Genomic DNA, 18634 nt, shown 5'->3' on the forward strand with positions numbered 1-18634 from the left:
CTCAGTCCCGGTATCTCGGCGGCGGGGGGATGGCGGCTGTGCCGAGTTGCGGTGCCAGCCAACGCTGGTAGAGGCGGTCCCAGGTGCCGTCGCCGCGAATGCGTTCCAGGGTGCCGTTGACGAAGCGCACCAGATCTTCCTGATCCTTCGGAATGCCGATGCCGTACTGCTCGGTGCTGAGGTCCTCCCCGGTCACGACGGTGAGCGGATCCTGGACCGCCAGTCCGGCCAGGATGGTGTCGTCGGTGCTGATGGCGTCCACCTGTCGCTGCTGCAGCACCACCAGGCAGTCGGCCCAACTCGGCACGGTGAGCAGGGACGCCGCGGGCTGCTGGCGGCGGATCCGGTCCAGCGAGGTGGTGCCGCCCACCACACAGACCCGCCGCCCCGCCAGGTCGGCCAGTCCGCCGATGCCGGTATCGCGCACGGTCAGCACCCGTTGGTGCGCCTGCAGATACGACGTCGAGAACGACACCCGCTGTCGCCGTTCGCAGGTGATGGTCATGGTCTTCACCACCACGTCCACGGTGTGCTCGGCCAGCGCCTGTTCCCGGTCGGCCGAACCCAGGATGCGGTATTCGATCTTCTCCGGATCGCCGAGCAGGTCCCGGGCGATCTCGCGCGCGATGCCGACGTCGAAGCCGGACAGGGTGCCGGTGGCGGGATCGCGGAAGCTGAACAGATTGCTGCCCGGGTCGAGCCCGACCAGCAGGCGGCCGCGGGCGCGGATGGCGTCCACGGCGGGGCCGCCGCGCCCGTCCGGGCGCAGGCTGGCGGTCGGATCGGAGCAGGTGACCTGTTCCGGCGGCGGGGACGTATGCGGCTGCGCGGCAACGGCTCCCGACGGCAGCGGCGGATCGGTGAAGCTGGGTACCCGGGTGGGCGGCGGTGCGGCGCTGTCCTCGCCGTGGCATCCGGCGGCCACCAGCGCCGCCAGGGTGAGCAGGAGTAGTCGGCGTCTCATCGGTACTCCCGTAGTCGAGGCCACAGGCCCGCCGCCACCAGTACGGCCGCCGCGGTGGCCAGTACGAGCGCGCCCGGGGCCAGCAGGTCGAGGACCCGGGCGGCGTGCGCGGTGTCCTGGCGCAGCGCGTCGCGGGTGGCGGCGATGCCATTGGCCAGCGCCCGGTCCAGCGCCGCCACCTGCGCGCCCGCCTCATCGGCTCCCGGCCCGGTGGCCACCGCCCCCGCGCCGATGAAGTCGCCGCGCCCCAGCGCCTCGTTCATCCGCTGATGTGCCGCGCGCCAGCGGTCCAGCGCGCCGACCGCGCCGGTGATCTCGGTGGCGGCGGGTGCCTGCGACGGGTAGCCGGTGAGTAGCTCGCGCAGTCGGCTCATGGCCGCGTCGTAGGTGCGGTCGTAGTCGCCCCCGGCGTCGCGGCGCACCAGTTTCAGGGTTTCGGCGGTGCGGGCCTGCTGGGCCAGGATGCGGCCCTCGGTGAGCGTCGCGGTCGGGCCGGAGCCGCTGTCCCGGGCATCGGTGGTCGCGACCGCGGAGATGCCGCCCGCCACCACCGTCCAGGTCAGCAGGATCACCATGGTGCAGGTGGCCAGTAGCAGACCGGGATTGAGGACCCGGTTCCAATGGCGGGCCAGGAACAGCTGCGCCGCGATGAGCGCCGCCACCGCCAGCAGCGGCAGCGCGATGGCGGGCCACGGCGGGCGCACATGGGTGCGCTGGATCTCGCCGATGGCGGCCGCCCGGTTCTCCTGCAACCGTTGGGCCATGGGCAGCAGCGTCGCCTGCATGAGATGCGACGCCTCGCTGAGATAGGCCGGTCCCACCGGCTGCCCGGCGCGATTGTTGGCCCGCGCGGTCTCGATGAGTCCGGTGTACACCGGCAGTCCGCTCGCGATGCCGGTGCGCAGTTGCGTGTCGTCGGCGCTGGAGTAGTTGGAATGGGTCACCAGTTCCGCGGCCGCCTCCCCGATGGCCCGGCTGTACTGTTCGCGCACCGGCTTCGGTTCCAGACCGCCGGAAATGAAGGCGGTTCCGGCCGAGGCGTCGGCCATCGACAGCGCGGTGTAGAGCCGCTGTGCCGAATTCGCATCCGGTTCGGCCTGCTCGAGCAGGGCGTCGAGGGCATGCTGTCGATCGTTCACGCCGGTCGCGGTGACCGCCCCGGCCGCCGCGCACAACCCCAGGAGCAATAACCCGATGGCGATCAGCTTGGCGGGGGAGGAGCGCGCGAAGGCGCGCAGCTCGGTGGTGTCGAGCCGCTCCCGCACCAGGGCGGCTGCCGCGCGCGGCGACAGCTCGTCGAGCCGCTGCTGCTCGATGCGAGCCATGCTCACCTCCCACGGGCCGGAAACGATCGCTCGACTGCTTGTCGGTCGATTGAGCATATTGTGGTCTTGTGCCGCGCGCGGCGAACACCTTTCCGTGGGTCGCCGCCCGTGGCGTGGACCAGGTGGAGGACATGACGGATGCGCGGTGACGGCGACGGCTGGGCGGACAGCCCCGACGGCACCCGCCAATGGGGTCGATTCGGCGCTGCCGGACTGTTGCTGCGCGCCCCACTGGCGGGCGGAGGCTCGGCGGTGCTGCTTCAGCACCGCGCGGCCTGGAGTCATCAGGGCGGCACCTGGGCGCTGCCGGGCGGCGCGCGCGACAGCCACGAGACCACCGTGCACGCGGCGGTCCGCGAGGCCGAGGAGGAGGCGGGCATCCCGGCCGCGTCCATTCGGGTGCGCGGTTGCCGGGTCACCGCCACCGCGCCCAGCGGGTGGACCTACACCACGGTCGTCGCCGATGCCGCCGAGACCCTGCGCACCCGCGGCAATGCCGAGAGCACGGCGCTGGCCTGGGTGCCCGAGGACGAGGTGCCGGCGCGACCGCTGCACCCCGGTTTCGCCGCCGCCTGGCCGACCCTGCGCGCCACGCCGAAGCGGGTGACCTTCAACGGGCTGACCGATATCTCGGCGGTTGCCGCGGCGCTGCCCCGCACCCTGGAGCTGGCCGATCACGGGTTCGTCTGGCTGCATACCGAGGGGGACGGCGAGCCCGCGGCGCGGATCAGCGAATCGATACCGGCGGCCCCGAATCTGGCCGGAAATGTGTTGTTGCTCACGCTGGCGCAGGTGTTGTCTTGAGGGGTGAGCAGCACCCGTGAGATCGCCACTTACTGCCGGATCTGCGAACCGCTCTGCGGGCTGATCGCCACCGTCTCCGACGGGCGGCTGGTCCAGCTGCGACCCGACCGGGAGCATCCGCTCTCGCGCGGATTCGCCTGCCCCAAGGGCATCGCGTTCAGCGAGATCCAGAACGACCCGGATCGGGTGCTGTATCCGTTGCGGCGCACGGAGTCCGGTGATTTCGAGCGGGTGTCGTGGGATACGGCGCTCGACGAGATCGGCGAGCGGCTGCGGGGGGTGATCCGCGCGCACGGTCGCGAGGCGCTCGGCTGGTATTTCGGCAATCCGTCGGCCTTCTCGTACTCGCACACCCTGTGGATGGTGGGTTTCCAGCTCGCGGCCGGGCTGCGGCACGTGTACTCGGCCGGATCGCAGGACATCAACAATCGGTTCGTGGCCAGTGAGCTGCTGTACGGCTCCATGACCACCGCGCCGGTGCCGGATCTGGACCGCACCGACTTCCTGCTCATGATCGGTGCCAATCCCGTGGTGTCGCACGGCAGTGCGATGAGCGCGCCGCGAATCCGCCAGAAACTGCTCGCCATCACCAAGCGCGGTGGGCGCGTGGTGGTGGTCGATCCGCGGCGCACCGAGACGGCGCGCCTGTTCGAGCATGTGGGGGTGCGTCCGGACACGGACGCCTGGCTGCTGGCAGCGCTGCTCCAGGTCATCTTCGACGAGGGGCTGGAGGATCGGCAGGCGCTGCGCCGACAGGCGGCGGGCGTGCGGGAGCTGCGGGCGGCGGTGCGCGAGTTCACGCCCGAGAGCACGTCCGCGACAACCGGATTGGAGCCGGATCGGGTGCGCGCGCTGGCCCGGGAACTAGCGCGCGCGGACTCGGCGGCGGTCTACGGACGCACCGGCTCCTGCCTCGGGCGGCATGCCACGCTGGTGGCCTTCCTCATCGACGCGCTCGCCCTGGTGACCGGGAATCTCGACGCGCCGGGCGGCTCGGTGTTCGGCAAGGAATTGGTCGCGGTGTCGCGGCTGAACGCCCGGCTCGGGTTCATCCGGTACGGCAAGCACCGTTCCCGCATCGGCGACTTCCCCGATGTGCTCGGCACCTTCCCGGCGGCGGTGATGGCCAAGGAGATCACCACGCCCGGACCCGGTCAGCTGCGGGCGCTGTTCACCTCGGCGGGCAATCCGGTGCTGTCGGTGCCCAACGGCCGCGAATTGGCTTCCGCCCTGGGCGAACTCGATCTGTTCGTCGCCATCGACCTCTATGTCAACGACACCAATCGCCTGGCGGACTACATTCTCCCGGCCACCACCTTCCTGGAGCGCGACGACGTTCCACTGCCCTTCACCGCGCTGTCGCCCATCCCGTACACGCAGTACACCGAGCGGGTGGTGGAGCCCTACGGTGAGGCGCGCGAGGAGTGGCGGATCATCGACAACATCGCGCTGCGCATCGGCGTGCAGCCCTTCGCCGTGGGCCCCGCGTCCCCGGCGGGGCGGCTGCTGAGCGTGCTGCGCAATCGGGTTCCGGGCGGCCGCGCGGCCCGGCCGAGTCCGACCCTGCTGGTCGACCTGGCCCTGCGCACCGGGCCCTACGGCGATTGGTTCGGGCTGCGCCGGGGCGGTGTGAGTCTGCGCATGCTGCGCCGACATCCGCACGGGGTGGTGCTGGCCGACCACATCGACACCGGGGTGCTGGGAGACGTGGTGCGGCACAGGGGCGGTCGGGTGCGGCTGGCTCCCGAGCCGATCATTGCCGAGCTGCGCGATCTGGTGCCGCCCGCCGCCGATCCCGAGTACCCGCTGCGGGTCATCGGCATGCGAGAGCTGCAATCCCACAACTCGTGGATGCACAATGTGGACGCGCTCATGCGCGGGGATCGTGAGCATGCCGCCCGGATCCATCCCAAAGACGCTGCCGCGGCGGGGATCTCCGATGGTGAGCGGTGCCGGGTCAGTTCCGCGCACGGTTCCATCGAGGTGGTCGCCCGGCTCAGCGAGGATATGACCGAGGGTGCCGTGGCGATTCCGCACGGATGGGGGCACCGGGGCGGCTGGCGGCGGGCCAATGCCGCGGGCGGAGCCAATGTCAACGACCTCATGTCCACCGATGTCTCGGATGTGGAGCGGCTGGCGGGCATGTCGCACCTCAATGGCGTCCCCATCCGGCTGGAGGCGGTCGGGTAGGCGATTTCACAACACCCGTTCATTAGAGCTACGTCATGTAACAGATACCATCCAGTACGTGGCAAAGCTGAAGGTCTCCGTAGACGTCCCCATCGCGCCCGACCTGGCCTGGGCCCGCGCCTCCGACCTGCCCGAACTCGATAAGTGGCTGACCCTGCACGAGGGCTGGCGCGGTACCGTGCCCGACGACCTCACCCCCGGCACCCGGCTGGTCGGCGTGGCCACCGTCAAGGGCTTCCGCAACCGCGTCACCTGGATCGTCGAGACCGCCGAACCGCCGAGCCGACTGGTGCTCACCGGCGCGGGCATCGGCGGCACCAAATTCGGCATCCGACTCGACGTGGCCCCGGCCGGTTCCGGGTCGAAGGTGACGGCCAACTTCGAACTCGGCGGCGCACCGCTGTTCGGGCCCATCGGCTCGGTGGTCGCCAAGGCGCTGCGCGGCGATATCGAACGCTCGCTGGATCGCTTCGTCGAGCTCTACGGCTGAATCACGGGCGTCGCCCGCCGGTCTCAGCGGGCGGCGTTGTCGAGCAGGCGCTGTTTCAGAGCGCGCGCGGCCGCCTCCGGGTCGTCGGCGTGCGTGATGGCGCGCACGACCACCACACGGGTCGCCCCGGCCGCGAGCACCTCCGGCAGCCGCTGGTCGTCGATGCCGCCGATGGCGAACCACGGCCGGGTCGGATGGGCCTCGGCGGTGGAGCGGATCAGCTCCAGACCGGAGGCGGTGCGGCCCGGCTTGGTCGGGGTGTTCCAGACCGGGCCGGTGCAGAAGTAGTCGATGTGCTCGTCGATGGCGGCGAGCCCGGCCTGGGCGCGATTGTGCGTGGAACGGCCGATTACGACGTCCGGGCCGAGAATATGGCGGGCGTACCAGGGCGGCAGATCGTTCTGCCCCAGATGCAGCACATCCGCCCCCGCCGCGAAGGCCACATCGGCGCGGTCGTTCACCGCCACCAGCGCCCCGTGCCGCCGCGCGGCCGCCTTCAGCTCCGCCAACGCCCCCAACTCGGCCTTGGCCTCCAGCGTGCCGAACCGCTTCTCCCCGGCCGACCCCTTGTCCCGCAGCTGAATGATGTCGACGCCGCCGGCCAGCGCCGCCTCGGCGAACGCCGCGAGATCCCCGGTATCCCGGCGCGCATCGGTGCACAGGTACAGGCGCGCACTCGCCAGGCGCTCCCGGGGAGGCAGGGGCCGGTTCGGATGGGAGGGTTGCACCCATTCGACGGTAGTCGCACGCCCGGAGGCTGCCAATTCGACAATGCGCCCGCAGCGACGCCGTTGGTACCGGATCGCGCCATGCCTTCCTTGTGCGCCATGCCTGCCGTGTGCCCGGCGGCCGCTGGATTCGCCGTCATGCGCCCACGACAGCCGAGATAGCGAGTCGGCCCGGCCCGGTCGAGGGGAAGCGATGCTGGCGGCCACATCGGCGGGGTTGTGGCGAGAACGTCGGTGCCGCTGCGGTCCGCGGCACGTGGTCTCACGCGGTCCGGGAGGTGGGGTCGGTGGTGCATGTCGGGCTGCCTGCTCCGGAGTCGACTGGGCTGCGCGTGTGGTCGGGTGGTGCGGGGGAGGCGGGTCCGCGGCGCACATCCGGCCTTCGGCCGCCGATGCTGGGTGGCTGGTGGGCACGGGGTTCGTGCGGTGGTGGGTGGGTGTCGCGCTACCGTGGGTAGTCGAGAAATGAGGCGGCGCGAGTCGCGGGTGACCGTGACGGAATCCCGGACCCGGACCGCGCCGAGTAGGTGGCCCCGATGCGGGGCCGAGTGAGGTGGATCTGGTGCGGACCCTGGCCGTCGTCGGTGGCGGCGTGATCGGGCTGTCGGTGGCGTGGCGGGCGGCCGAATCCGGCTGGCGGGTCACGCTGTACGACCCCGCCGTGGGTTCGGGTGCCTCCTGGGTCGCGGGCGGCATGCTGGCCCCGCTCTCCGAGGGCTGGCCCGGCGAGGACGCCGCCCTCGAATTCGGAGCCGCCTCTCTGACCCGCTGGCCCGACTTCGCGGCCCGCCTGCAATCCGTCACCGGCGCGGAGGTCTTCACCGCCGCCGAAACGCTGACCGTGGCTCTCGACACCGCCGACGCCGCCGACCTGCGGACGATCGCCGACTGGGTGAACGCGAAACTCGCGGGACTCGCCGAGAGCGGCCCGGGAGCAACGCCTGCCGTCGCGGCGAGTACGGCAGCGCAGCCCGGCGGCGACAGCGCGGTGGGCGGTGCGCGACCGATCGTCAGCGGTGGGGCCGATGCGCCTCGGGATGCTACGGGAACATCGCGAACCACCGTCGAAGCAGCGGCGAGTGCTGCACGAGCGGCCTCCGGAAGCGGAGGTGATCGGTCCGAGGGCGTTCGGCGTCCTTCCGGCTCGGCTGCGGCGGCTGAACAGCGCGCGGACTCCGACGCGGCGGCACAGAGTGCGAACCCGGGTGCGGATCGCGCACTGCGCCTGCTCGACCGGGCGGGCGTGCGGGCGGCGGAACCCGGCTTGGATCGGCGGGTGCGGGCGGGTCTGCTCTCGCCCGCCGAACCCGCGGTGGACAACCGGGCGCTCGTGACGGCTCTGCGGGAAGCGTGCGCCGGGGCGGGGGTGGAGGTGCGGGCCGAGGAGGTCGCGGCGCTGCGGGAGCTGCCGCAGGAGCGGGTCGTGCTCGCGACCGGTGCGTCCGCCCGGCTGTGGCCGGAGCTGCCGGTGCGGCCGGTGAAGGGGGAGATCCTGCGCCTGCGCCGCCGCCCGAGCGCCCCGCCCCCGCCGTCCCGCGTGGTGCGCGCCCGCGTGCACGGCCGCCCCATCTACCTGGTGCCGCGCCCGGACGGCATCGTACTCGGCGCGACACAGTACGAGGCCGGATTCGACACCGTGGTCACGGTCGGGGGAGTCCGCGACCTGATCACCGACGCCGAGGCGATCTTCCCGGGGGTCGGTGAGTACGAATTCGCCGAGGCCACAGCTGGTTCCCGCCCCGGTACCCCCGACAATCTGCCCTTGCTCGGCTACCTGGACGAGCGGGTGATCGCCGCACTGGGCCACGGCCGCAACGGCATTCTGGGTGTCCCGGTCACCGTCGACGCCGTGCTGGCCCTGCTCGCCGATTCCGAGCTGCCCGAGGCGCGCGCCGCCTCACCCACCCGTTTCCGGGTGCCCGAGCCCCACTTCGCTGGAGGTAAGCAATGACCGCGATCCCCATCGGCGTCACCGTGAACGGTGCCGATCACACCTTCCCGGAACCGATCTCGCTGCGCGCCCTGCTGGAGACGCTGAATCTGCCCTGCCAGGGCGTCGCCGTCGCGGTGGACGGCGCGCTGTTCCCCAAATCCCGCTGGGACGAGCCGGTCGGTCGCGGCTGGGAGATCGAGGTGCTGACGGCGGTGCAGGGTGGCTAGCCCGGTCGCGCCCCTGGAGATCGCGGGCCGCACTTTCGGCTCGCGGCTGATCATGGGCACCGGAGGTGCCGAGAACCTCACCGTGCTCGAGGAGGCTTTGCTCGCCTCCGGCACCGAACTCACCACGGTGGCGATGCGCCGCGTCGACGCCGCGGGCGGCACCGGCGTACTCGACCTGCTGAAGCGCCTCGAGATCGCGCCCCTACCCAATACGGCGGGCTGTCGCACCGCCGCCGAGGCGGTGCTCACCGCCCAGCTCGCCCGCGAGGCCCTCGAAACCGACTGGGTGAAGCTGGAAGTCATCGCCGACGAACGCACCCTGCTCCCGGACGCCATCGAACTGGTCACCGCCGCCGAGCAATTGGTGGACGCCGGTTTCACCGTCCTGCCCTACACCACCGACGACCCGGTCCTGGCCCGCCGCCTCGAGGACGCCGGCTGCGCCGCCGTCATGCCCCTCGGTTCCCCCATCGGCACCGGCCTGGGCATCTCCAACCCGCACAACATCGAAATGATCGTGGCCGCCGCGGGCGTCCCCGTCATCCTCGACGCCGGCATAGGCACCGCCAGCGACGCCGCCCTGGCCATGGAACTCGGCTGCTCCGCGGTCCTCCTCGCCACCGCCGTCACCCGAGCCCACCACCCCGCCCGCATGGCCACCGCCATGAAACACGCCGTCGAAGCCGGCCGGCTGGCCCGCGAAGCAGGCCGCATCCCCAAACGTTTCTGGGCCCAGGCTTCCTCCCCGACCCGCTGAGACACCATTCGGTCTCGAGACTGGCAGAACTCGCGTCACTCGTCGTAGTGGCCGCCGACCTGGACGATCGCGATCTCGGTGTCGGTGACGTAGTAGATGAGCCGATGCTCCTGCGTGATTCGACGAGACCAGTGTCCGGCCAGCTGATGGCGCAACGGCTCAGGTTTGCCGATGCCTGTGAACGGGTCGGCCAAGGCGGCGTTGATCAGCTTGTTGGCGGCTTTCAGAACCTGACGGTCGCGCGTCAGCCACGCCTCGTAGCTGCGCCAACCTTGAGCGGTGAAGGTCAGCTTCCGGTCGGGCACGGGTCACGCTCCCGATTGGTCCGGTGTTGTCGCTTCCGACCCACCGAGCAGGTCGCGGACGAAATCCGGTGAAGCGCCTCGTTTGAGCAACTCGTTCACCAAACGGTCAACCGTTGATGATCCGGAGGCCTGCGTTTCGGGCACCGCATCGCCGATGACCGGGCGGAGTTCGTCATCGGGATCGATCAGGGGGTGCGCGGTGGTTCGGCCCGCGCGTGCGTCGGCCGCGGACTTCAACAGTTGGATGCCGCCATGGGTCTGCAGGACATACAGGGTCTCCATGAGCGAGTTCCAGTCGGCTTCCGCGACGAGGATGGCATTCTCGCCGGTTTTGGTGACCACGGTGAGGGTGTCGTGGTCGTCGTTGACCTGCTTCACGAGTCCGAACAGGTTCTCACGGACTTTCGAGATAGGTAGCGAGGCCATACGCACCCTCCTGTCACTTGCGGAAGCAATCATGTACAACATAGCGTACAACACTCGTACGGGTTGTCGTACGTATTGCTTTCCGTAGGCGACGGAACTCGCGATGTGATCGAGGTGAGTGCCCTGTTCAGCGGTGGTCGGGTGGGCTCAGGGTCCCACTCATCCGGCAGGATGACGGGACGCGCGACCTCCGGTCGATAGTGCTGGCTCGAATATTCGGGAAGACTGGGCCGCATGATCGAACTGAGGGGCCTGACGAAACACTACGGCCAGACCGTCGCGGTGTCGGACCTGTCGTTCTCGGTCCGGCCGGGGCAGGTGACCGGCTTCCTCGGCCCGAACGGGGCCGGGAAGTCGACGACCATGCGGATGATCCTGGGGCTGGATACGCCGACATCCGGTACCGCCCTGATCGACGGCAAGCAGTATCGCGAGCTGAAGCGGCCGCTGACCGAGGTCGGTGCGCTGTTGGATGCCAAATGGGTGCATCCGAACCGCTCGGCTCGCTCGCATCTGCGCTGGATGGCCGCGTCCAATGGCATTCCCGCCTCCCGGGTGGAGGAGGTGCTGCGGCTGGTCGGCCTGTCCGAGGTGGCGGACAAGAACGCGGGCGGCTTCTCGCTCGGCATGTCGCAGCGGCTCGGATTGGCGGGCGCGCTGCTCGGTGATCCCAAGGTGCTGCTGTTCGACGAGCCGGTGAACGGCCTGGACCCGGAGGGCATCCTCTGGATCCGCCGGTTCATGCAGCGGCTCGCCAGACAGGAAGGCCGCACCGTGCTGGTGTCGAGCCACCTGCTGTCGGAGATGGCGCAGACCGCCGACCACCTGGTGGTCATCGGCCGCGGCCGGCTCATCGCCGACACCACCACCAAGGAGTTCATCGAGCGCGCCTCGGAATCGTCGGTGCGGGTGCGCAGTCCGCAACTGGATCAGCTGCGCAGCCTGCTCACCTCCCATGGCATGACCGTCCGCGAGGACGGCGCCGACCCGGCCAGCCCCGCGCTGGTGGTCGCCAACGCGACCAGTGACGCGGTCGGAAAGCTGGCCGGGGCCAACGACATCACGCTCTACGAGCTGGCCCCGCAGCGGGCGTCGCTGGAGGAGGCGTTCATGCAGATGACCGGCAACGCGGTGGAGTACCACGGCGAAGGCGCCGGAATCGACGAGGTCATGGGAGGTGCGCTCTGATGGGAGTGCTTGCTGCGGAACGGATCAAACTCACCTCGACCCGGTCGCCCTGGTGGTGTTCGGCGGTCGTGGTCGCGCTGGGGCTCGGTCTGGCGGCGCTCATCGCGGTCATCGCCCGCACGGCGAAGAACTCGGACGACGCGGTGCCGATGGATGTGGCCGTCGCGGTGGGCGGAGTCAGCGGCTTCGGCGTCATGGTGCTCATGATCATGGCCACCCTCTCGGTGACCAGTGAGTATCGATTCGGCATCATTCGCACCACATTCCTGGCCACGCCACAGCGCAGCACCGTGATCGTCGTGAAGGCCGCGCTGCTCGCCGTGTACGGCGCACTGTTGACCGCGGTGCTCTGCGTGGGCGCCCTGCTGATCTCCCGCGCCATCTACGGGACGTCGCCGGCCCTGGAGTTGTCCACCGGCGCGCAGTGGCGGGCGCTGCTGGGTGTCCCGCTGTACGCCCTGCTCAGCATCGTATTGGCGGTCGGTGTAGGGGTGCTGGTGCGGCAGTCCGCGGCGGCCATCTCGATCATCGTGCTGTGGCCGCTGATCCTGGAACCGCTGCTGGGCGCGTTCGGCAGCTTCGGCCGCAATGTGGGCCCGCTGCTGCCCTTCGCCAACGGACAGCGGTTCTTCTCGCTGACCGAGTCGAACGCGAACTGGCATTGGGGCCCCTGGGGGAGCCTGGTGTATTTCGCAGCATTTGTCACAATTGTGTTCGGGGCTGCTTTGGTCACGCTGAACAAGCGCGACGCCTAGCCCGCCCCACCGAGACCCTGCCCGGGACCGTCGGCCACTGCCCGGTCGACGGATGCATCGGCCCGACGCGAACTCCGCGTCGGGCCGGTGTTGTGTTGTGTTGTGTTTGATTTGCCCTCCGCTTCGCTGCGGGCGGGTTCGCGGCGCTGGGGGTCTCGGTTCTTCCCTCCTCCGCTCCTCCGCTTCGCTCCCCCGCTCCGTCAGTCCAGAACCGAGACGCGCCGCGAACCAGGGGGGCTGCGCTGCGTGGTGGGGTTGTTCTGCGTGGTGGGGTTGTGGGGGAGGGGTGGCGGGTATGAAAACGGTCTGTGAACAGTGTCGCTTCCGGTCGGAAAGGTCTGGCTCTTGTCCTGACCGCTGGGTAGCATCGCAACAGCAACCACGGCACTCGCACCATCGGGCGGGCCCGACGAAGTGGCCGCTCGCACCGATAGGGAGGTGACAGGTGGCAACCATTCATCCATGGGTGACGGACGGCGACTCATCCACCGCGGAGCCGATGCTGGGCTACGCTCGGGACGTGAGCGAACGACCCTCCGGCGGCAGTGAATCCGCGTCCGGCGCGGACCGTGCGGACGGCAAGGGTAAGGGTCGCCCCCGGTCCTCGGAGGGCCTCGGGGAGCCGTCGCGTGTCCGGGGGCCGCGCATCGACCCCGACGTCGTGATTCCCCTGACGCCCACCGACGGTGTGGAACCGGACCGACGGCCCATGGCGCGGCTCTCCGGCCAACTCTCGGCACTCGTCTCCGCCGCCAACCAGCGCGGAGATCTCATCGGTGTGATTCGCAAGGCGCGCGAGAATCTGCCCGGTGACCCGGCTTTCGGTGATCCGCTGTCGGTCTCCGGACCGGGCGGGGTGCGCGCGGTGGCGCGCGCCGCGGACAAGCTGGTCGGCGATTCCCCCAGCGCCGCACGCGAACTCGGCCTCGGCGCCCTCCAGGTCTGGCAGGCCGTCCTGGAGCGGATGGGCAAGGGGCGCGGCACCGCGGAGATCACCATCATGTTCACCGACCTGGTGGCCTTCTCCAGCTGGTCGCTCTCGGCCGGTGACGAGCAGACCCTGGAACTGCTGCGTCGCGTCGCCAAGGCCATCGAGCCGCCGATCGGCGAGCGCGGCGGCCATGTGGTCAAGCGCATGGGTGATGGCGTCATGGCCGTCTTCCCCTCTCCGGACCGGGCGGTCCGCGCGGCGGTGGCGGCCAAGCGGAACCTGGCCCGCGTCGAGGTGAACGGCTACACGCCGCAGATGCGCGTGGGCCTGCACACCGGCACCCCGCGCGAACTGGGCGGCGACTGGCTGGGTGTGGACGTCACCATCGCGGCACGGGTCATGGAGGCGGGCGGCAACGGCAACACCATGCTCTCGCACGCCACCCTGGCGGCCCTGGAGCCCGAGACCCTGGCGGAGCTGGGCTACGTGCCGAAGCCCTACCGGCGCAGCTTCTTCGCCGCGCCGCTGAGCGGCGTGCCGGAGGATCTACGCATCTACCGGCTCGACCCCGAGTAGGCTCCCGCCTTCCGGGACATTCGGTGCTTCCGGGACATTCGGTGCGCGGCGAGAGCCGTTGTCGGGCCGGTCGGGGTGCGCCTGCTGTCGCGCACCGAACCCATTGTGGACGTACCCGGCGAAACCGCCCGGACCCCGCGATATCGGCTGTCGCCGCGGCGCACGGCCGAGGCGGGATCGGCCGATCCGGTCACATCCAGAGAATCGCCCCGGCCACGGCCAGTGCCGCGCATACGCCCAGGGCGATGGCCAGTGGCCGCGCGGTCTTCCAGGTGCTGTATACGCCGCCGAGCAGGAATCCGGCGAGGGCGAGCAGGAGAATCGAGGCCACGTCGTCCAGTCTGCCCTGCCGACCGACCGGTCCCGCGCGGACCCCCTCAGCATCCGGCTGGCAAATGTGAAGATGAACGCTGGCGATTAACAAGCGGGCGTGCTTGATTTTTTATGGATCGAATGTGACCCTGTAACGGACCGCAGCGGCGAGGCTGTGGCGACACGCGCACAGGAGGGCCCGCGATGAGTCAGCTCGCGGCCGATCCGGAGCTCATCCGCATCGGCAACTGTTCCGGTTTCTACGGCGATCGGCTCAGCGCCATGCGGGAGATGCTCGAGGGCGGTGAGCTCGACGTCCTCACCGGCGACTACCTGGCCGAGCTGACCATGCTCATTCTCGGCCGCGACCGGATGAAGGACGCGAACCTCGGCTACGCCAAGACCTTCGTCAAACAGTTGAAGGACTGCCTGGGGCTCGCGCTGGACAAGGGCGTCAAGATCGTCACGAATGCCGGTGGGCTCAACCCGGCCGGACTGGCGCAGGCGATCGACGCACTGGCGCGGGAGCAGGGCCTGGACGCCAAGGTCGCCTATGTGACCGGCGACGACCTGTTGCCGCGCGCCGCGGAACTGGGTCTGGGCACACCGCTGACCGCCAATGCCTACCTGGGCGCGTGGGGTATCGCCGAATGCCTGACCGCCGGGGCCGATGTGGTGGTGACCGGCCGGGTCACCGACGCGGCGCTGGTGGTGGGTCCGGCGGCGGCGCATTTCGGCTGGGGGCGAGCGGATTTCGACGCGCTCGCCGGAGCCGTGGTGGCCGGACACGTCATCGAGTGCTCGACCCAGGCGACCGGCGGCAACTTCGCCCTCTTCACCGAGATCGCGGAGCTGGACCGCCCCGGTTTCCCGCTGGCCGAGGTGCGCCGCGACGGCAGCAGCGTGATCACCAAACACCCGGGCACCGGCGGCGCGGTCACGGTGGACACGGTGGCTGCCCAGCTCATGTACGAGATCCAGGGCGCGCGCTACGCCGGACCGGATGTGACCACCCGCCTGGACACCATCGCGCTCACCCAGGAGGGTCCGGACCGGGTCCGCATCTCCGGGGTGCGCGGCGAGGCCCCGCCGCCCCGGCTCAAGGTCTCGCTCAATACCATCGGCGGCTTCCGCAACGAGATGACCTTCATCCTCACCGGCCTGGATATCGAGGCCAAGGCCCAACTGGCGCAACGGCAACTGGAGTCCTGGTTGACCGTGCGCCCGGCCGAACTGGAATGGACGCTGTCGCGCCTGGACCGCCCCGACGCCGACACCGAGGAACAGGCCAGCGCCCTGCTGAAATGCGTGGTGCGCGACCCGGATCCGAACCGGGTGGGTCGCGGCTTCTCCAGTGTCGCCGTGGAACTGGCGCTGGCCAGCTACCCGGGCTTCTCGCTCACCGCGCCGCCCGGAAACGGTTCGCCCTACGGCGTTTTCACCCCCGGTTACGTGGACGCGAACGAGGTCGCGCACACCGCGGTGCTGCCCGACGGCTCGCAGGTGGCGATCGCGCCCGCCGCGCAGACCCTCGAGCTGGCCGAGGTGCCCGAACCCGCACTGCCGCAGCCGCTTCCGTCGGGTGCGACCCGTCGCGTGCCGCTCGGCACCATCGCGCTGGCACGCTCCGGCGACAAGGGCGGCAATGCCAATATCGGCGTCTGGGTGCGCACCGAGGAGCAGTGGCGCTGGCTGGTGCACACGCTCACCGTCGACGAACTGCGCCTGCTGCTGCCCGAGACTGCCAAACTGCCCGTCACCCGGCACGTACTGCCGAATCTGCGGGCCGTGAACTTCATCGTCGAGGGCCTGCTCGGGCAGGGCGTGGCCTATCAGGCCCGCTTCGATCCGCAGGCCAAGGGGCTCGGGGAATGGCTCCGCGCCCGGCACATCGAGATCCCCGAGGAGTTGCTGTGAACACCGCATCGCGTAGCGATCCAGTGGGGGGTGGTGGTCGGGTGACGGGTGGGCACGTGAACCCCTGGACCACTCCGGAGCGGCGCGAATTGCGCGCCACCGTGCGCGGTTTCGCCGATCGCGAGGTGCTGCCCCACCTGGACGACTGGGAACGCCGGGGCGAGATCCCGCGCGAGCTGCACAAGAAGGCGGGCGCGCTGGGCCTGCTCGGCATCCAGTTCCCCGAGGAGGTGGGCGGCTCCGGCGGCGACGGCATCGACGCCGCCGTCGTGTGCGAGGAAATGCACTACGCGGGCTGCTCCGGTGGTCTGTTCGCCTCCCTGTTCACCTGCGGTATCGCGGTGCCGCACATGATCGCCGCCGGCAATGCCGAGCATATCGAGCGTTGGGTGCGGCCCACGCTGGCGGGCGAGAAGATCGGCTCCCTGGCCATCACCGAACCCGGCGGCGGGTCGGACGTGGGCCATCTCACCACCTCCGCGGTACGCGACGGCGACGAATTCGTTGTCAATGGAGCCAAGACGTTCATCACCTCCGGCGTGCGCGCCGACTACGTCGTGACGGCCGTGCGCACCGGCGGTCCCGGCGCGGGCGGTGTCTCGCTGCTCGTGGTGGAGAAGGACACGCCCGGCTTCACGGTGAGCCGCAAGCTGGAGAAGATGGGCTGGCTGGCCTCCGATACGGCCGAGCTGTCCTATGTGGACGTGCGGGTGCCGGTGTCCAACCTGGTCGGCGCGGAGAACTCCGGATTCGCCCAGATCGCACAGGCTTTCGTAAGCGAGCGGGTCGGGCTGGCCGCGCAGGCGTACGGGCACGCGCAGCGCTGCCTGGACCTGACCCTGCAGTGGTGCCGCGACCGCGAGACCTTCGGCCGCCCGCTGATCAGCCGCCAGGCCGTGCAGAACACCCTGTCGGAGATGGCGCGCCGCATCGACGTCGCCCGTGTGTACACCCGCCACGTGGTGGAACGCGCGGCCCAGGGCGAGACCGACCTCATCGCCGAGGTGTGCTTCGCCAAGAACACCGCCGTGGAGACCGCCGAATGGGTTGCTCACCAGGCGGTTCAGCTCTTCGGCGGACTCGGCTACATGCGCGAGTCCGAGGTGGAGCGCCACTACCGCGATGTCCGCATCCTGGGCATCGGCGGTGGCACCAACGAGATCCTGACCAGCCTTGCGGCCAAGCGATTGGGGTACCAGTCTTGACTACACTGCGCACCGCCGTGGACCCGAATTCGGCGGACTACCGGGCCGCCGCCGAGGCCATGAGCGAAAAGCTGGCCGAGGTGGAGGCCGAGTACGCCAAGAACATCGCGGGCGGCGGCCCCGACAAGATGGCGCGGCACCGCAAGCGCGGCAAGCTGACCGCGCGCGAACGCATCGAACTGCTCATCGACGAGGACTCACCGTTCCTGGAGCTGGCCCCGCTGGCCGCCTGGGGCAGTGAATTCCACGTCGGCGGCAGCGTCATCGCGGGCATCGGCATCGTCGAGGGGGTCGAATGCATGATCGTGGCACCGGATCCCACGGTGCGCGGCGGCACGTCGAACCCGTGGACGCTGCGCAAGAACCTGCGCATGAACGACATCGCGCTGGAGAACCGCCTGCCGGTGATCGGCCTGGTGGAGTCCGGTGGCGCGGATCTGCCCACGCAGAAGGAGGTGTTCGTGCCGGGCGGGCGCATGTTCCGCGACCTGACCCGGCTGTCCGCGCAGGGCATCCCCACCATCGCATTGGTTTTCGGCAACTCGACCGCCGGCGGCGCGTACATCCCCGGCATGTCCGACTACACCGTCATGATCAAGGAGCGCTCCAAGGTGTTCCTGGGCGGGCCGCCGCTGGTCAAGATGGCCACCGGTGAGGAGTCCGACGACGAATCGCTCGGCGGCGCGGATATGCACGCCCGTGTCTCCGGTCTGGCCGACTACCTGGCCGCCGACGAGCAGGACGCCATCCGGTTGGGACGCTCGATCGTCAAGCGGCTCAATTGGCAGAAGCGGGGCCCGGCCCCGCGCCCGCGCACCGAGATCATCGAACCGCGCTACGACGCCGAGGAACTGCTGGGCATCGTGCCCACCGACCTCAAGATCCCGTTCGACCCGCGCGAGGTCATCGCCCGCGTGGTGGACGGGTCCGATTTCGACGAGTTCAAACCGCTCTACGGCTCCAGCCTGGTCACCGGTTGGGCGGAACTGCACGGCTACCCGGTCGGCATCCTCGCCAATGCGCGTGGCGTGCTGTTCTCCGAGGAGGCGCAGAAGGCGGCGCAGTTCATCCAGCTCGCCAACCAGTCGAACACCCCGCTGCTGTTCCTGCACAACACCACCGGCTACATGGTGGGCAAGGAGTACGAGCAGAAGGGCATCATCAAGCACGGCGCGATGATGATCAACGCAGTCTCCAACTCGAAGGTGCCGCACATCTCCGTGCTCATGGGCGCGTCCTACGGCGCGGGCCACTACGGCATGTGCGGCCGGGCCTACGATCCGCGTTTCGTCTTCGCCTGGCCCAGCGCGAAATCCGCCGTCATGGGCGGCGCGCAGCTGGCGGGTGTCATCTCCATCGTGGGCCGGGCCGCCGCCGAGGCCAAGGGCATGCCGTTCGACGAGGCCGCCGACGCCGGGATGCGGGCCATGATCGAGGCTCAGATCGAGGCCGAATCGCTGCCCATGTTCATGTCGGGCCGCCTCTACGACGACGGCGTCATCGATCCCCGCGATACCCGCACGGTCTTGGGAATGGCCCTGTCCGCCATTCACAATGCCCCGATCGAGGGCGCCGAGGGCTTCGGCGTCTTCCGGATGTGA

The 18634-nt window shown here is 70.0% G+C and carries 18 protein-coding genes; 12 read left to right on the top strand and 6 right to left on the bottom strand.

What is annotated here, in order from left to right; all coding sequences use genetic code 11:
• Window position 1 precedes the first annotated feature (1 nt).
• The gene (locus QJS31_RS33480) at window positions 2-964 is read right to left on the bottom strand and encodes a glutamate ABC transporter substrate-binding protein (RefSeq protein WP_282785109.1); all 963 of its coding nucleotides are present in this window, start codon (window positions 962-964) and stop codon (window positions 2-4) included.
• Window positions 961-2289 carry a hypothetical protein gene (locus tag QJS31_RS33485; RefSeq protein WP_306358617.1) on the bottom strand — a complete coding sequence of 443 codons (1329 nt, stop codon included), beginning with the start codon at window positions 2287-2289 and terminating at the stop codon, window positions 961-963. Before QJS31_RS33485 ends, QJS31_RS33480 begins: the two co-directional genes overlap by 4 nt.
• Window positions 2290-2427: 138 nt before the next feature.
• On the opposite strand from QJS31_RS33485, the gene QJS31_RS33490 reads away from it, so the two are divergent.
• From QJS31_RS33490 to QJS31_RS33500, 3 genes are read left to right on the top strand one after another with little or no spacing between them, the layout of a single operon-like run.
• On the top strand, window positions 2428-3093 hold the full coding sequence (locus tag QJS31_RS33490; RefSeq protein ID WP_306358618.1) for an NUDIX domain-containing protein: 666 nt from the start codon (window positions 2428-2430) through the stop codon (window positions 3091-3093).
• Window positions 3094-3096: 3 nt separating this feature from the next.
• On the top strand, window positions 3097-5283 hold the full coding sequence (locus tag QJS31_RS33495) for a molybdopterin-dependent oxidoreductase (RefSeq protein WP_306358619.1): 2187 nt from the start codon (window positions 3097-3099) through the stop codon (window positions 5281-5283).
• A gap of 58 nt (window positions 5284-5341) precedes the next feature.
• Complete coding sequence (locus tag QJS31_RS33500) at window positions 5342-5773, top strand: SRPBCC family protein (RefSeq protein WP_282785113.1); 432 nt, start codon at window positions 5342-5344, stop codon at window positions 5771-5773.
• A gap of 23 nt (window positions 5774-5796) precedes the next feature.
• On the opposite strand, the gene thiE is transcribed toward QJS31_RS33500, so the two are convergent.
• Window positions 5797-6501, bottom strand: coding sequence for a thiamine phosphate synthase (thiE, locus tag QJS31_RS33505; RefSeq protein WP_282785114.1), 705 nt, complete (start codon window positions 6499-6501; stop codon window positions 5797-5799).
• Between the two features lie 559 nt (window positions 6502-7060).
• On the opposite strand from thiE, the gene QJS31_RS33510 reads away from it, so the two are divergent.
• Genes QJS31_RS33510 through QJS31_RS33520 form a run of 3 tightly spaced genes read left to right on the top strand, consistent with a single transcriptional unit; the run spans window position 7061 to window position 9418 of the window.
• Window positions 7061-8452, top strand: a complete 1392-nt coding sequence (locus tag QJS31_RS33510; protein WP_372341752.1) for an FAD-dependent oxidoreductase — start codon at window positions 7061-7063, stop codon at window positions 8450-8452.
• Window positions 8449-8661 (top strand): sulfur carrier protein ThiS, encoded by a 213-nt coding sequence (gene thiS / locus QJS31_RS33515; protein ID WP_282785992.1) that lies wholly within the window; start codon window positions 8449-8451, stop codon window positions 8659-8661. Before QJS31_RS33510 ends, thiS begins: the two co-directional genes overlap by 4 nt.
• A complete protein-coding gene (locus tag QJS31_RS33520; RefSeq protein WP_282785991.1) occupies window positions 8654-9418 on the top strand; it encodes a thiazole synthase in 765 nt (254 codons plus the stop codon). Before thiS ends, QJS31_RS33520 begins: the two co-directional genes overlap by 8 nt.
• 35 nt (window positions 9419-9453) lie before the next feature.
• Here QJS31_RS33520 and QJS31_RS33525 read toward each other — a convergent pair whose 3' ends face one another.
• Together QJS31_RS33525 and QJS31_RS33530 are read right to left on the bottom strand one after the other, a co-directional pair.
• On the bottom strand, window positions 9454-9723 hold the full coding sequence (locus tag QJS31_RS33525) for a Txe/YoeB family addiction module toxin (protein WP_282785990.1): 270 nt from the start codon (window positions 9721-9723) through the stop codon (window positions 9454-9456).
• Between the two features lie 3 nt (window positions 9724-9726).
• Window positions 9727-10191 carry a type II toxin-antitoxin system Phd/YefM family antitoxin gene (locus tag QJS31_RS33530; protein ID WP_306358620.1) on the bottom strand — a complete coding sequence of 155 codons (465 nt, stop codon included), beginning with the start codon at window positions 10189-10191 and terminating at the stop codon, window positions 9727-9729.
• A gap of 192 nt (window positions 10192-10383) precedes the next feature.
• Here QJS31_RS33530 and QJS31_RS33535 point away from each other — a divergent pair, with 192 nt between their 5' ends.
• The 3 genes from QJS31_RS33535 (at window position 10384) to QJS31_RS33545 (ending at window position 13599) form a co-directional block, all read left to right on the top strand.
• Window positions 10384-11337 carry an ABC transporter ATP-binding protein gene (locus tag QJS31_RS33535; protein ID WP_282785989.1) on the top strand — a complete coding sequence of 318 codons (954 nt, stop codon included), beginning with the start codon at window positions 10384-10386 and terminating at the stop codon, window positions 11335-11337.
• Window positions 11337-12092 (top strand): ABC transporter permease, encoded by a 756-nt coding sequence (locus tag QJS31_RS33540; RefSeq protein WP_282785988.1) that lies wholly within the window; start codon window positions 11337-11339, stop codon window positions 12090-12092. The genes QJS31_RS33535 and QJS31_RS33540 overlap by 1 nt, the downstream gene beginning before the upstream one ends.
• 709 nt (window positions 12093-12801) lie before the next feature.
• The gene (locus QJS31_RS33545; RefSeq protein ID WP_282779322.1) at window positions 12802-13599 is read left to right on the top strand and encodes an adenylate/guanylate cyclase domain-containing protein; all 798 of its coding nucleotides are present in this window, start codon (window positions 12802-12804) and stop codon (window positions 13597-13599) included.
• 190 nt (window positions 13600-13789) lie between these two features.
• Here QJS31_RS33545 and QJS31_RS33550 read toward each other — a convergent pair whose 3' ends face one another.
• The gene (locus tag QJS31_RS33550) at window positions 13790-13930 is read right to left on the bottom strand and encodes a hypothetical protein (RefSeq protein ID WP_306358621.1); all 141 of its coding nucleotides are present in this window, start codon (window positions 13928-13930) and stop codon (window positions 13790-13792) included.
• Between the two features lie 185 nt (window positions 13931-14115).
• On the opposite strand from QJS31_RS33550, the gene QJS31_RS33555 reads away from it, so the two are divergent.
• Genes QJS31_RS33555 through QJS31_RS33565 form a run of 3 tightly spaced genes read left to right on the top strand, consistent with a single transcriptional unit; the run spans window position 14116 to window position 18634 of the window.
• Window positions 14116-15828 carry an acyclic terpene utilization AtuA family protein gene (locus QJS31_RS33555; RefSeq protein ID WP_306358622.1) on the top strand — a complete coding sequence of 571 codons (1713 nt, stop codon included), beginning with the start codon at window positions 14116-14118 and terminating at the stop codon, window positions 15826-15828.
• Window positions 15829-15884: 56 nt separating this feature from the next.
• Window positions 15885-17033, top strand: a complete 1149-nt coding sequence (locus QJS31_RS33560; RefSeq protein WP_306358623.1) for an acyl-CoA dehydrogenase family protein — start codon at window positions 15885-15887, stop codon at window positions 17031-17033.
• Window positions 17030-18634: an acyl-CoA carboxylase subunit beta gene (locus tag QJS31_RS33565; RefSeq protein WP_282779315.1), complete on the top strand. Its 1605-nt coding sequence runs from the start codon at window positions 17030-17032 to the stop codon at window positions 18632-18634. Before QJS31_RS33560 ends, QJS31_RS33565 begins: the two co-directional genes overlap by 4 nt.

This window comes from Nocardia sp. CC213A, from assembly GCF_030766805.1.
Taxonomy (GTDB): Bacteria; Actinomycetota; Actinomycetes; order Mycobacteriales; family Mycobacteriaceae; genus Nocardia; species Nocardia otitidiscaviarum.

Excerpts from the sequence above, each read along its gene's own strand:
- QJS31_RS33480 (WP_282785109.1), bottom strand. The coding sequence starts at position 964 with ATGAGACGCCGACTACTCCTGCTCACCCTGGCGGCGCTGGTGGCCGCC.
- QJS31_RS33485 (WP_306358617.1), bottom strand. The coding sequence starts at position 2,289 with ATGGCTCGCATCGAGCAGCAGCGGCTCGACGAGCTGTCGCCGCGCGCG.
- QJS31_RS33490 (WP_306358618.1), top strand. The coding sequence starts at position 2,428 with ATGCGCGGTGACGGCGACGGCTGGGCGGACAGCCCCGACGGCACCCGC.
- thiS (WP_282785992.1), top strand. The coding sequence starts at position 8,449 with ATGACCGCGATCCCCATCGGCGTCACCGTGAACGGTGCCGATCACACC.
- QJS31_RS33530 (WP_306358620.1), bottom strand. The coding sequence starts at position 10,191 with ATGTTGTACATGATTGCTTCCGCAAGTGACAGGAGGGTGCGTATGGCC.
- QJS31_RS33535 (WP_282785989.1), top strand. The coding sequence starts at position 10,384 with ATGATCGAACTGAGGGGCCTGACGAAACACTACGGCCAGACCGTCGCG.
- QJS31_RS33540 (WP_282785988.1), top strand. The coding sequence starts at position 11,337 with ATGGGAGTGCTTGCTGCGGAACGGATCAAACTCACCTCGACCCGGTCG.
- QJS31_RS33545 (WP_282779322.1), top strand. The coding sequence starts at position 12,802 with ATGGCGCGGCTCTCCGGCCAACTCTCGGCACTCGTCTCCGCCGCCAAC.
- QJS31_RS33555 (WP_306358622.1), top strand. The coding sequence starts at position 14,116 with ATGAGTCAGCTCGCGGCCGATCCGGAGCTCATCCGCATCGGCAACTGT.